The sequence below is a fragment of the Cupriavidus sp. GW821-FHT07C08 genome, from assembly GCF_059419025.1.
In genome coordinates this window covers 88,061-101,331 of the sequence record NZ_JBWKQZ010000036.1, presented here as the reverse complement: position 1 = coordinate 101,331, position 13,271 = coordinate 88,061, and the positions used below count along the sequence as shown (strand labels likewise).

Annotated in this window: 15 protein-coding genes; 1 reads left to right on the top strand and 14 read right to left on the bottom strand. The window is 59.0% G+C overall.

Annotated elements, in window-relative coordinates:
- Positions 1–11 precede the first annotated feature (11 nt).
- The 7 genes from AC07UK_RS33225 to AC07UK_RS33195 all read right to left on the bottom strand — a co-directional run bounded on the left by AC07UK_RS33225 (position 12) and on the right by AC07UK_RS33195 (position 7,294).
- A complete protein-coding gene (locus AC07UK_RS33225) occupies positions 12–419 on the bottom strand; it encodes a GMC oxidoreductase (RefSeq protein ID WP_494688247.1) in 408 nt (135 codons plus the stop codon).
- Positions 420–617: 198 nt separating this feature from the next.
- Positions 618–1,016 carry a GMC family oxidoreductase gene (locus AC07UK_RS33220; protein WP_492316772.1) on the bottom strand — a complete coding sequence of 133 codons (399 nt, stop codon included), beginning with the start codon at positions 1,014–1,016 and terminating at the stop codon, positions 618–620.
- A 145-nt stretch (positions 1,017–1,161) separates the two neighbouring features.
- Positions 1,162–2,121 (bottom strand): IS5 family transposase, encoded by a 960-nt coding sequence (locus tag AC07UK_RS33215; RefSeq protein WP_494688245.1) that lies wholly within the window; start codon positions 2,119–2,121, stop codon positions 1,162–1,164.
- Entirely contained in the window at positions 2,040–3,611 is a 1,572-nt protein-coding gene (locus AC07UK_RS33210; RefSeq protein WP_494688244.1) for an IS4 family transposase, read from the bottom strand. The genes AC07UK_RS33215 and AC07UK_RS33210 overlap by 82 nt, the downstream gene beginning before the upstream one ends.
- Positions 3,612–4,058: 447 nt before the next feature.
- Positions 4,059–5,693 (bottom strand): 3-(methylthio)propionyl-CoA ligase, encoded by a 1,635-nt coding sequence (locus AC07UK_RS33205; protein WP_494688246.1) that lies wholly within the window; start codon positions 5,691–5,693, stop codon positions 4,059–4,061.
- 108 nt (positions 5,694–5,801) lie between these two features.
- A complete protein-coding gene (locus AC07UK_RS33200) occupies positions 5,802–6,530 on the bottom strand; it encodes an alpha/beta fold hydrolase (protein WP_494688243.1) in 729 nt (242 codons plus the stop codon).
- A gap of 8 nt (positions 6,531–6,538) precedes the next feature.
- Entirely contained in the window at positions 6,539–7,294 is a 756-nt protein-coding gene (locus AC07UK_RS33195) for an SDR family NAD(P)-dependent oxidoreductase (protein ID WP_492316775.1), read from the bottom strand.
- Positions 7,295–7,644: 350 nt separating this feature from the next.
- On the opposite strand from AC07UK_RS33195, the gene AC07UK_RS33190 reads away from it, so the two are divergent.
- Positions 7,645–8,298 carry a GntR family transcriptional regulator gene (locus tag AC07UK_RS33190; protein ID WP_038314971.1) on the top strand — a complete coding sequence of 218 codons (654 nt, stop codon included), beginning with the start codon at positions 7,645–7,647 and terminating at the stop codon, positions 8,296–8,298.
- A 101-nt stretch (positions 8,299–8,399) separates the two neighbouring features.
- Here AC07UK_RS33190 and AC07UK_RS33185 read toward each other — a convergent pair whose 3' ends face one another.
- From AC07UK_RS33185 to AC07UK_RS33155, 7 genes are all read right to left on the bottom strand, one after another.
- Positions 8,400–8,597, bottom strand: coding sequence for a hypothetical protein (locus AC07UK_RS33185; protein WP_017511339.1), 198 nt, complete (start codon positions 8,595–8,597; stop codon positions 8,400–8,402).
- A gap of 28 nt (positions 8,598–8,625) precedes the next feature.
- Positions 8,626–9,426 carry a sterol desaturase family protein gene (locus tag AC07UK_RS33180; protein ID WP_492316777.1) on the bottom strand — a complete coding sequence of 267 codons (801 nt, stop codon included), beginning with the start codon at positions 9,424–9,426 and terminating at the stop codon, positions 8,626–8,628.
- Positions 9,427–9,499: 73 nt separating this feature from the next.
- Entirely contained in the window at positions 9,500–9,796 is a 297-nt protein-coding gene (locus AC07UK_RS33175; protein ID WP_284494964.1) for a DUF6166 domain-containing protein, read from the bottom strand.
- A gap of 24 nt (positions 9,797–9,820) precedes the next feature.
- Entirely contained in the window at positions 9,821–10,534 is a 714-nt protein-coding gene (locus AC07UK_RS33170; RefSeq protein WP_276286955.1) for an ABC transporter ATP-binding protein, read from the bottom strand.
- Entirely contained in the window at positions 10,528–11,322 is a 795-nt protein-coding gene (locus tag AC07UK_RS33165; protein ID WP_494688242.1) for an ABC transporter ATP-binding protein, read from the bottom strand. Before AC07UK_RS33165 ends, AC07UK_RS33170 begins: the two co-directional genes overlap by 7 nt.
- Positions 11,319–12,335, bottom strand: coding sequence for a branched-chain amino acid ABC transporter permease (locus AC07UK_RS33160; protein ID WP_284494967.1), 1,017 nt, complete (start codon positions 12,333–12,335; stop codon positions 11,319–11,321). The genes AC07UK_RS33165 and AC07UK_RS33160 overlap by 4 nt, the downstream gene beginning before the upstream one ends.
- Entirely contained in the window at positions 12,332–13,213 is an 882-nt protein-coding gene (locus AC07UK_RS33155; protein WP_492316778.1) for a branched-chain amino acid ABC transporter permease, read from the bottom strand. The genes AC07UK_RS33160 and AC07UK_RS33155 overlap by 4 nt, the downstream gene beginning before the upstream one ends.
- Positions 13,214–13,271 lie beyond the last annotated feature (58 nt).

Below are 13,271 nucleotides of genomic sequence, written 5' to 3'. Positions count from 1 at the left end.
CGTTTCATGCCTCATGAGACTACCGTCGATCCCTTGCGTTCAACTTTTGTCGCTTTATTTAGGGACTGGTCAGTAATGATCTCGCACATGCGCTCCACCCCATCCAGCATGCTTCTGAAGTCTGACTCCTCTGAGAGAAATCGGGGGTCGATCCGCGGGAAGTCGGCCGGATCAGCCGATCGCAGTCTTAGTACTCCTCTGCTCCTGGGGCGAAGCTGACATACTCGGATGGCGAAGCCATGAGCAATAGATTCATCGGGTGGAGGATTTCGAAGGGCGATGATAAGGTGCGCCTGCCAGTCCGGAAGGTAGGGATCTCCATTTCCATTGAAGAATGCTCCTGCCTCAACGCCCTGCGAGGTCGCTGGGCCGCTGCCAGAAAGAAGATAGCGAGCACCTGCCAGGCCACCCCTGACCACGCCGAGATAAGGTGTGAGCGTGAGAGGTTGGGACGCCTCCAAGCGAATCGCGCAATCAAGATGATCCTGCAAGTTCTCGCCTACCCCCGCGGCGTCAACCTCTCTCAATGAACGCGTTTGAGATGGCGTTCCGCTGAGTGCCGTACGACAGTCGGATAGGACCTGAGTACCCGCGATTTCCGTCCCTATTAGGCGTGATCAGTGACGCGTCTTCGTTTTCCGGAAGTACGGACGAAGTTGTTCATAGCTCCAATTCGGCAGGCCCTGCGACGCCCAACCGTCGTAGTCTGAAGGATTTCCACGGATCGCGATCATGGAGTTGATCGAAGATGAACCACCAACGACCCGGCCTCTGGGAATATAGATGCTACGGTTATCCAAGTACGTTTGAGGCTCCGTCCAAAAGCGCCAGTTGTATTTCGGGCTCGTATAGAGCACGCGAATGCCCGCTGGCATGCGGACAAAGACCGATGATGCTGACGACCCCGCCTCCAGGAGCAGGACCTTGAACCCAGGATCCTCACTCAGCCGCGAGGCAAGTACACATCCGGCAGAGCCGGCGCCGATCACGATGTAGTCATACGCAGGGAATTTCATGTCGTTCCTTTATCGGCGATGACAAGCTTGCAATTACCCACAATTTTTGGCGAGCTCGAACCCGAGCTGAATATCGATGAGTCTTCGTAAGGGCCTTGTTGCATAAATCGAGCTTGAAGACAAAGGTCCCGCTGTGATCTTGAATTCATGCGATACGGACGGAATGAGGGCGGGCAAGCGCCGTCATGCGATTGAGCACGCCCACGCGAATCGCCACCTCGGTCGCCTGGGAGCCAACCTTGCGTGCCCACAGGCAATTGCCTGTGAGCGTCTTGAGGCGGTACATCAAGGTCTCGACGAGCGAGCGCCGGTGGTAGCCGCTGGACGTCTTCCATTCGCGCCGACTACGTTGTGCAATAGCGTCAATGGCCTCGTTGCGCCAAGCCGCGCCGGACGTGCTCTCCGGCCAGGGCATCGCCCCCTCACGCGGTGGAATCGACGGTTGCGCATCTCGCGCGGCAATCGCCGCGTGGCATTGCTTCGTGTCGTACGCGCCGTCGCCGCCGATGGTGTCGATCGGCGTGTCGGTGGGGATCTGATCGAGCAGTTCGGGCAACACGTCGGCATCGCCAACGTCCTGATGCGTCATCAGAGCCGCGCATATCTGGCCGGTCTTCGCATCCATCGCCAAATGCACCTTGCGCCAGGTACGCCGCTTCGAGCAGCCGTGCTTGCGTACCTTCCACTCGCCCTCGCCAAATACCTTCAGACCCGTGCTGTCGACGACGAGATGCAGCGACTCATCAGCGCGCTGCACCGGCAGCACCACCTCCAGCTCTTGCGCGCGGCGACTCAGTGTCGTGTAATTCGGCACAGGCAAGTCAGCGAAGGCGAGCCTGCGAACGCTGTGAGCAAAGCCCTGAAGGGCGCGCAGCGGCAGACGAAACACCTGCTTGAGTCCGAGCAGCATCTGAATCACGGCGTCCGAGTAGACGCGTGGCCGGCCACGATTGAGCGATCCAGCCTCGGGCTCCTGCTTCAGCACGCTCCTGTCGATCCACATCGTCACGTCACCTCTGGCGATCAGCCCGGCGTTGTATGCCGACCAATTCCTGACGCGATAGACCCCCTTGGGCTCACGCGTCTTGTGCTCGTCCTTGCGCATCTTCTCGCACGAAAAAGTCGAGAATCTACGCAGGTCCACGCAAAGTTAACAGGGGCGCCTCCATGACTGTTGTGCGTAAACGTCATTCGGCTCGCCGCGCGGCACCAAGATTTATGCAACAACGCCCTTCGTAAGCCTCGCCAGATCACGGTATTGCCTGGTGGCGGATCGTTAGCGCGTGCCAGATAGCCGCCCAGTTGGGCGAGTTTGATGGTGTACCGGGTAAGAGGCTCGGCAGTTGATGTCTTCGCGGTATCTTTGACCAACTGATCAAGCCGCTCCATTTCTGGCGGCGTTAATCCGATTTCTGCCGGTAGACGTGGGGTGGCTCGATGCACCATCGTCAGCCAGAAGATACGCCAACTCACAACACAGAATACGGCGATCAGATTGGCCAGCCGGTCGGCGGTACGCAACATGGAGTCCTCTGCCTTGCAGCCGGACTTCAGGATCTTGTGGAACACTTCAATTTTCCATCGTAGCGCGTACCAGTCCAGCTTCTCGACAGCTTGCCTGCGGGTGGTCACCGGCAAATTTGTGATCAGCTTCCACTCTATGCGCTTCCTTCCTGCAGGTGCGCCTCGTTCAATAGCATGGATCACCGTTAGGCGCAAAGCAGGGTAACGTCGTTGTTTGCCAATCGGAGGCAACACTGTTATGCGCCGATATCGTAGCTCCAGTACCGCTCGATGAGCCTTGCCAGTTTGGTCCCGGACTGTAATCCGATGTACGCCTTTAACCTGAACCTCATCCATCTCGTTGGCGATCGTGTGGCTCCCATCCCCAGCAAGCCGGTCAACGCAGGTACGAACCAAGAAATTTGTTTGAAGCTCTTGGGAAAGGCAGAAGAGTTCGTAAATATCGCTCTCACGATCGCCAACGTGAACGCACCGTTGCGGTTGTTCAAGCAGTGCCGTTGATTGCCGTAGATTCTCGAGCCACCGGTAGCTCTCCTTTTCTTCGATCGGCACGCGTGTCGGATTGATCTTGCGCTTGAGCGCGCTGCATCCTTTGAATTTCTTCCGCGTCCAGAATTTGACAGCGGCAAGACCCAATGGGACTCCTTGGGTGGTGACCGCTAGACTAGAATGCATCAGAATCCCACAGACCGTATGCATCGAACTCCGGCCCGATTCGTCCTTGCGACTTGCGACTTTGTGCGTCAAGCCAATGAGCTCTGGCCGCTCTCGTTTGTATGAGAATTCGGTCGTATCCTGCAATATCAGAACATGACCCTGCGATGCGGTGAGGCGGCTTCGGGTTGCTTCGAAGTGTCCGCTCAGAATATCCTGTTCACTGACCTTGGGATTGGAGAAGAACCTATAGGCTGCCTTCGTGTTGCACCAGTCCTGAAAGGCCATCGGGATGCTTTGCCCCATACAAGACCACAAACGTTCAAGAACCAACCGGAATCTCTTCCCCAACCGCTCGTCGCGGAACTGACTTCGTCTAGTCTCTTCATCCAGCCACGCATTGGCCTTCAACTCCATGGCCCCATTGCCTTTGCCGCCTCCGTTCGCCATCTCTCGTTGTTGTCGAATGTACACGCAACAACGTTAACAGAATGGCTCTCTCGTTAACAGAGGTAATCGACCAAATATTTGTGGGTAATCGCAAGGATGACAAGGCGATTACAGATTAATGCGTGCTGGAGCCTTCGGCGGCATTCGCGCTCGACGAATGTGCTCACGTGCCTTGCCGAGGTCGGCGCGCGTCAAGGTAGTTGTCGCCTCAGTCATGCAGCCAAGGGCTGTATTTCTTTTGTCTGTGACGCCATGACCACCACCGAGTCCCGTTCAGGGTTAAGCGTCGCGGCTCCTCCGGTTTCTGCAGTGTGGTCAATTCGCGCTCCCGAGGCGACGCGCATGGGTGTCTTCTGCCTGCAGCCGTAGCACCTGAGCGAACACGGCTGCGGCATACCAAGTCTGGTCTAGCTATCAGGCCTCAGTAGTTGTCAGTCGGTAGTCGGCGAGTTGTTCACGCAGGCGCATCTTCAGGATCTTGCCAGTCGCACCGATCGGGATGCTTTCCATAAACACCACATCGTCCGGGATCTGCCACTTGGCCGTCTTGCCCTCGTAGAACGCGAGCAGTTCCTCGCGCGTGACCTCTGCGCCAGGCTTCTTGACCACAGCGATAATCGGCCGCTCTTCCCACTTCGGGTGGTGAGCGCTGATACACGCGGCAATGGCCACGGCCGGGTGCGCCATAGCGATGTTCTCGATGTCGATGGAACTGATCCACTCGCCGCCAGATTTGATCAAGTCCTTGCTGCGGTCAGTGATCTGCATGAAACCGTCCGCATCGATCGTGGCTACGTCGCCAGTAGGAAACCATCCGTCCACCAACGGATCGCCGCCTTCGCTCTTGAAGTACGCTTTGATCACCCACGGCCCCTTGACCAGGAGATCCCCATAGGTCTCACCGTCCCAGGGCAATTCCTTGCCGTCGGTGTCCACAATCTTCATGTCCAACCCTGACAATGCGCGCCAGTGCTTGAGCCGGATCGCCAGTTGCGCTTCAGCTTCCAGACTCAGATGCCTTTCCTTCAGCATGCACAGAGTGCCCAGGGGACTTGTCTCCGTCATGCCCCACGCATGCTGTACGTCCACGCCATATTGATCGCGGAAGGCATTGATCATGGCTGGCGGGCAGGCCGAGCCGCCGATCATCGTCCGCTTGAGAGTGCTGAACTTCAGGCCATTGCCCTGCGTATGCGCCAGCAGCATCTGCCAGACGGTCGGCACGCCAGCGGCGAATGTAACCTTCTCGGCCTCGATCAACCCATGGATGGACTTGCCATCCAGTGCCGGGCCTGGGAACACAAGCTTGCAGCCCGCCAGGGCCGCGGAATATGGAAGCCCCCAGGCGTTGACGTGGAACATCGGTACCACTGGCAGCACCGATTCGCGGGCCGACAGATTCATCGCGTCCGGCAGCGTTGCTGCGAGAGCGTGCAGCGTGGTCGAGCGGTGGCTGTACAGCACCCCTTTCGGATTGCCGGTGGTACCGCTGGTGTAGCACATGCTGGAGGCGGAATTCTCGTCGAACTCGGGCCAGTCGTAGGTGTCAGCTTGCCCCGCGATCCAGGCTTCGTAGCTCACGAGGTTCGGGATGCCGGTGTCCTGCGGCAGCTTGTCTGCGTCGGCCAGCGCCACCCACTTCTTCACCGTGGGGCACTTGGTATGCACGGCCTGCACTAGCGGCAGGAAGTTGGTGTCGAAGGCCAGCACCTGGTCCTCGGCGTGGTTGATGATCCAGGCGATCTGGTCGGGGTGCAGGCGCGGGTTGATGGTGTGCAGCACGCGGCCCGAGCCCGAGACGCCGTAGAAGAGCTCCAGGTGGCGGTAGCCATTCCAGGCCAGCGTGGCCACCCGCTCGGAGAATGCCAGCTTATCGGCGTCGAGCGCGTTGGCCACGCAGCGCGCGCGCCGTGCGACGTCGACCCAGGTGCAGCGGTGGATATCGCCCTCAACGCGGCGAGAGACGATTTCGGCTTCACCATGGTGGCGCTCAGCAAAGTCGATCAGGTTGGAAATCAAAAGCGGACGAACTTGCATCAAACCGAGCATGGAACACGCTCCTTGTGTGAAAAGAATGTCGGTAAGCACGAGCACTCATCACCGCATCCCGCCAGGGATGTGGTGCGGCGCCAGAGAAACTTCTTGTCGCCAGCGTCCTCAGCTCGAGGGACTACTGCTGCGTTCGATGTCCTGCGTCAGAAGTTCGACGAGGCGCTCAGGCATCGTGATGTGCGGGTTGTGCGTTGCATTCAGCTCGTGAAACGTCCAGCCGGAATGGCCGCGGGCGCGTGCGGCAGAACTGCCGAAGCTGTCGTACAGACCGATCCGTGTGCAGTAGACATACGTGGCCGGGAGACGGCTCGCATGATCCCTCGCCGGCAGTGCGGATGTGAACGTGTGCAAGGGCTGAGGCCCTCGTCGCGTCGCTGCGAGGTCGAGATCACGCGTGGGCGTGTCCTCGGGCATGGGCGTGGGTGGAATCAGCCACCCGAATCCCTTCTGCTGCGCGGCTTCCAGCACGCCCCGACTCTGTACCCGTGGCAAGAGGTCGAGCGCACACTCGCCGGGCTCCGGAAGCAGCGCATCGACGTAAATCAGCCGCCGGATCCGATTGGCCACCCGCGCAGCAACGCCAGTCGCAACCATCCCGCCATAGCTGTGTCCAACGAGCACGACATCGGATAGATCTTCGTGTTCGATGACCTGAACGATGTCTTCGATGTGCGTGTTCAGGTCAATGCCAGGATTCAGCAAGTGCGCCCTCTCCCCCAAGCCGGTACAGGTCGGCATTACGAAGCGGATGCCCTTGCCGAGGAAAAGCGAATGCATCCGCCACCACGCCCACCCGCCGGACCAGGCACCATGCACTCCCACAAAGACAGGCATGGCCGGCCTCAGCATCGGTAGGCGAGGAAACCGCCATCCAGAAGGACTTCGGCACCGGTGACGTAGGCGGCCGCATCCGATGCGAGAAACAGAATGGCATTGGCGGCATCCTCTCTGCCTCCAGTGCCACCGAGCGGCACGGTCTCGAAGAACTTCTTCCGCATGGCCGGATCCGCGGAGACCACGGACGTTCTCATCGGCGGCAGCAGCCCCGGCACAATCGCATTGACGCGCACACCCGATCTTGCGTATTCACCGGCTGCGCACCGGGTCATTCCCAGCACGCCCGCCTTGACCGCGGCATAGCCCATGTGAAGGCCCGGCAAACCGCAGTAGGCCGCAACCGACGACACCGTCACGATCGATCCGCCACCGGCCCGAACAATCGCTTTCGCCCCATGCCGAATCGCCAGGAAGGTCCCACGAATATGCACCGACGTCAGCCGGTCCATGTATTCAACATTTTCATGGTCCGGCACCATTCCGCTAATGCCGGCATTGCTGACAACGACATGCACGGCCCCAAAGACCTTTTCCGCGGACGCTATCGCGTGCCTCCAGTCCGTCTCGCTCGACACATCGAGCTTGACGAAAGACGCGTCCCCGCCCGTTTCATTGATGGCCTGCGTCACTGCGACGCCCTCATCCTCCAACAAGTCCGCGAGCACGACGCGAGCACCCTCGGCGGCGAACATCCTCGCCGTCACGTCACCAATGCCACTGGCAGCGCCAGTCACAAAAACAGTCTTGTCCTTGAACCGCATGCTTGTCTCCAATGTTGATGCCACCCCGTCAGGGCAGCTATTTGTGCATGCCTAATATTGTACATATATATTAGCCGCATGCAAAACTATACCCGCGATGAGCCTCTTCTTATTGGCGAATGGAAACGATTTTGCCGTCGGATATGTCCACGGCAGGGCCACGGGCGAAAGCCATTCAGCTAACATATCAACCCTACACAGCTTCAACACTCAACCTGGGCGAGCATCGATGCCTCGCCATCGCGAACAATCAGAGGGCTATGCGACGGACATCCAACAAGGCAGCCAACACGCGCGGACTTACGACCGACGCCGGACCTGGCGAACTCAGCAGGCAGCGGACCACCAAGATGGCAAAGCGCATGCCAGCGCCATCGCTCGCCGAGCAAGCCTACAAAGCCATCGAGGAACTGATCATCACGCTCCAATTACCGCCCGGCATGGCTTTGTCTGAAAGCAGCCTGTCTGAATCCCTGGAGATCGGCCGAACCCCCATTCGCGAGGCATTGCAACGTCTCGCCATGGAGGGACTGGTATCCATCGTTCCCAAGCGCGGGGTGTTCGTTTCCGAAACAAACATCCTGACCCAACTGCGCTTGCTGGAACTGCGGCGTGAAGTTCAGCGTTTGCTGGCTCGGCTTGCTGCCGAGAGAGCCACCGTGGAGGAGAGGGCCAAGTTCGCCAACATTGAAGCTGGATTGACCCAAGCCGCCGCAGAGCATGATGAGAAGCTGTTTTCCCAGCTTGACCGTGAACTGGACGAGCGGATGTGGGACGCAGCGCGAAACGAATTCATTGTCAAGACGATGTCATTGATGCGTGGCCTGTCCCGGCGTTTCTGGTTTGAACACTATCGCCGCACGGGCGACCTTCCATTGGCCGCCAAGCTTCATGCAAAGATCGCGAAAGCCATAAGCCAGGGCAAGCCGGCGGATGCTGCGGCCGCGTCGGATCGCCTGATCGACTACATCGAGAGCTTTTCTCGCGAGACGATCGAAAAGTGACGGCGGCACGCGCGCGTACGGAAGCGCTCGGCTCCGTGCTCTGCGCGCACGGAGCCAAGACCGCCGGCACAACATAACTTTGCCCGGAACATCGCGGTTTCCTACTGCGTTCCGCCCTCCCTTTCGGGAGCATCCCGGCTGACATCCGGGAAAATCCAGATCGACAGCACCATGAACACCGCAAGGAAGAAGGCGACATAAGCCGGCCGGGACAGATCGTGCGAGAGTTCGTACTGGCCGGTCAGCGCGAACACGCCGAAAATCAGAATCGAGAGAATGAATTTGAACTTGAACGGCATCGTGGACTCCTGGGGTGACGATTCGGTTTCAATGGGCGTCCGTGCGCGACTCGGGAATCTTGACGTTGCCCGGCTTGGGCGTGCGAGACGTCCGGCGCAGATTCTTCTTCAGGTACTTGCTGCTGTACCCATTGAACAGATGACCGAAGAAGCCGCGATCCAGGTCGGAGGTTCCGAGCAGCCAATCGAAAATGGGCGTACCGATTCCCATGTTGACTTCCATCATCAATGCTTGGTCATGGTGCGCCTGGTGATGCCTTCGCGCGGTATTGATGATGGGCAGATTGCGGACCAGCCAGTTGTCATCGACGTGGCAGCAGAAGTGAACGACCTCGTAGAACATATAGCTGCCCGTCAGGGCAGTCATCAGAAGCCATCCAAAGTTGGGAGAAATGATGAGGCCGGCGGTCAGTGAGGGCGCGAGCGACAGCAGCGTCAACACGATCATGGTGAACGGGGGAAAGAATGTCACGCGCCAGTCGCGGTGATCCGCAAATCGCATCTCCTGCTCCGTGAAGAACTGGTGATGCATGAGGGTGTGCCGGATATACAGTGCCCTCAGCATGGGACTCTTGCGCGGCCTGTGCATTGTTTGGGTGTGCAGAAGATATTCAGCGAGCTGATAGGAAAGGAACCCCAACGGCAGAGCCAGCCAATCCCGCCATTGCACACTCACGAGATTGGACGTGTAGATGTAGATGGCCGCGATACCACTCATCGCGATGATCATCAGATGCAGCCATCCGTGGTACCACCCTGCCACGCGATACCTGTATTCCTTGCGATAGCGACGTTGTCTGTCGCTCATACAGCTGTGTTGAAGTTCCATGATTACCTTCGTGGAAGTCGGGTTGAAAGACTGAAATTCAGGGGCAAATTGATCGCGAATCGCCAGTGCCGACTCAACTACAGGCGATGCGCAGGAACTCCTCGATGCTTTCCGAAGTCAGATGCCATTCGTTCGAAAGGTTCGCCACCATGGCTCGCATGAAGGCTTCCGAGGATGAGCGGGCCAGCCCGGCGTTGTCCGTATGGTCGAAAAGCAGCGCGAAGGCCAGCTGCCTGGGTTCCTGCCCTTCGTAGCCCCATTCGAATCCCATGTCCGTATAGCGTTGAATATCTGCCTTGTCGGGCAGCGGCCTGCCATCAACATGCACCTTGACGCCATCGATGGTTCGATCACCTGTGTAGGTTTTCATAGCTACTCCTTGTTGTGATGTGCATTACAGTTCCACTGCTCCGGCGATCACGCTCATCACATCCGGGCTCGCAAGCGCATTCTCGAGTGAGCCTGAATAGATGATTTCCCCTCGTTCAATGACGAAGAGTTTGTCAATGTATTCAGGCACGTGATGCAAGTTGGATTCCGCCATCACGATGGCCTTTCCGGATTGGCGGATCGCCGCGACCCCTTCTGCTACCTGCGGAATGATGGCTGGCGACAGCCCTTCGAATGGCTCGTCGAGCAGCAACAACTCCGCATCGAGAGCGAGCGCGCGTGCAATCGACACCATTTTTCGCTCACCGCCAGAGAGTTCGGCGCCGCCGCGTTTTCGATATCGCTCGAGCTTGGGGAAGATCCGGTAGGCCTCTGCGATGCGCTCGGCGGCGGAACGCCCGCGCGTGCGGGTCCAGGTCGGGAGTTCGATGTTTTCCTCAACCGTCAGGTCGGCATAGACCTCGGATTCCTCGGGCGAGAAGCCGATGCCCTGCTGCGCGACCTGCCAAGTGGCCAGCTTCGCCAGATCTTGATCATGCCACCGCAGGTGGCCCGAGACCGGGCGGAGGTAGCCCATCAGCGTCCGGAACGTGGTGGTCTTGCCGGCGCCATTGCGCCCCAGAAGGCACACCAGCTCACCAGGCTTCACGTCAAGATTGACACCCCGCAGAATCCGGCTGCCCTGGATTTCTACGCACAGATCAACGACGTTCAGCATAGCAGCGTCTCCCCGGCGGATTGAGCCTGCTTGCTGTGCGCCGGTCCGATGACGGCCTCCAGCATGAGCGGGTCTTTGAAGAAGGCATCTGGCGTCATGTCTCCGATCACTCGCCCTTCCTGAAGCGCCACGATGCGGTGGGAGTACCTTGCGACAAGGGTCATATCATGCTCGACTTGGATGATCGTACCGACCCCTTGCAGGCGCGCCGCCTTGACGAGCAATTCCATGATGTCGTATTTGTCGGCGCTGGCCACGCCGGAGGTTGGTTCGTCCATCAGGATGGCCCTGGGACGCAACGCGAAGGCGCTTGCGATATCGAGCAGCTTCTTCTCTCCCTGGGAAAGTTCGCCGGTCGTTGTCGTCAACTTCTGAGACAACCCGAAAGTGGCCGCGACCCGCTGGACTTCGTCATCTATTTGACGGCTCTTGAAGAGCGTGGCGAACGGATTGCGCGCCTTGCCCTGCCTGGATGAAACTGCCACGGCGATCGATTCCCAGACGGAAAGGCTGGGAAAGACATTCACGAGCTGGAATGAGCGGGCCATGCCCATGGCTGCCAGCCTGACAGGGCCAATTCCGGCGATGCTCCGGCCGCTGAAATGCACGGATCCGCTCGTGGGCCTGGACAGTCCAGTCAGGACATTGACTAGCGTCGTCTTGCCTGCGCCGTTGGGACCGACAATCGAGACGAACTCAGTATCGCCAATGTTCAACGAGACGTCCCTTAACGCCTGGTACGAGCCGTAGGCCTTGGAAACATTTTGAGCACTAAGTATCATATTCATGGCTGTGCTCCTGGGTTCTTGCCGGGTCCGCGGTACTTCGAGAGGGTTCCGAGCAACCCATCCGGAAGTGCGAGAACGAGAACCGTCAGCGTGGCGCCCAGCAGGAATCGCCAATACTGGGTTTCGGAGGCCGCGATGTCCTGGAGCAGGACGAAGATGAGCGCGCCGACGCCCGGGCCTGAGAATGTGCCGGCCCCACCAAGGACCAGCATGAAGATGAGATTTCCCGATTGGGTCCAGTACGCCAGCTCCGGGTCGGCAAGGCCGGTCGAGACTCCGAGCATAGCCCCACCAATGGAACCCAGCATGCCTGACAGGACAAAGGCGCCGAGTCGCAGGCGATACACATGCACCCCGAGATATCGCGCCTTGTTCTCGTTGTCCCGGATGGCTTGCAGATGCAGTCCGACGGGAGACTTGATCATGCGATAGGTCACCAGGACGAACACCACATACACGACCAGACAGTAGTAGTAGAACGGCCCGCTGAGAAACTGCGTGGCGCTCATGTCCCATGTCTGCCCGAGCAGCGTCGGCCGCAGCACGCGCATGCCTTGGTCGCCGCCGGTGAGGTCATAGAACTTGAACAGGAAGGAGTGCAGGAGCATCCCGATGGCCAATGTCAGTACGCCAAAAAAGATGTGGGTAAACCTCACGCACAGGGCGCCAACGATAAGGGCGATGGATGCGCCCACTCCCGAGGCAACCAGGAGAATCCACTCGAACGACAAGATTCCGTGTTGAGTCGCCACGGCCGCGCAGTAGGCACCGATCGCGAGGAACATGGCGTGTCCGAAGGACAGCATTCCTGTGTATCCGAACAGAATGTTCATTCCCAGTACTGCAATGCCGTAGGCAATCACCGGCATGAGCGTGACGGTGGCATAGGCACTCAGCAAGACCGGCGACACAGCCAAGCCCACCAGGAGAATCACCAATGGACCAACACCGCCAAGCAAGAGTGGTCGTGCCGCCGGCGTCGAGGCCGGAAGCGTCTCGGGCAACGCGCTCATACAGCCTCCTTTCCGAACAGGCCCTTGGGGCGGAACAGCAGAACGGCCACGACAACGAGATAGATGGAGAGAATCTCGACTTCAGAGGCGAACGTCACAGCGACCGTCCGCATCAGGCCGACGATGACCGCGCCTGCTACGGCTCCGGCCATGCTCCCCAGGCCGCCAATCACCACGACGGCAAAGGCGTCAACGACGAGTTCGGCCGCCATCGTCAGTGAGGCCGCCGAAGTCGGGACGATTAGCGCGCCGCCGACCGTTCCCAGGATGCAGCCTACGGTGAACACAAGTGTGAAGACTCGCGAGGCGTTCACTCCCAATGCTTCTGTCATGTCCCTGTTCTCGGCGGTAGCGCGCACGATCCGGCCGACCCGACTGCGCTTGAGTGTCAGGCCCAGTATCAGCGCAATGGCAATGCTGGCCAGAATCACGAGCAGGTTGTAGATGGGAATGCTGACGGCTTGAGCCTCAAGCGTTCCATACGCACCGTACAATGCCGTATCCATCGAGCGCGGCGCTGCTCCCCAGAAGAACCGGAACACATCCTGGAACATCAGCACTAGGCCGAACGTCAGCAGCAACTGATAGCTGGGGTCGCGCCGATAGACCGGGCGCAGCATCAGTTCCAAGGGTGCGCCGACCAACCCGATCGCCAAGCCCGCAAGGACCAACACAGGGATCAGCAGCAGCGCTGGCAGTTGCCATTGCTGCACGATGCTAACAACAGTGATCGCGAAGAAGGCGCCAAGGGCATAGAAAGAGCCGCAAGCAAGATTGACGATCTTCTGAACACCAAATATCAACTGCAACCCGCAGGCCACGAGAAACAGTACGGCCGCCTGGAACAGGCCTGCCAGAATGAGATTCAAATATTGCACAACGGCTTTGCTCCGGGATGGAGGGGCGGACCGATAGGGATGCCCCTGTAGAAGGTGC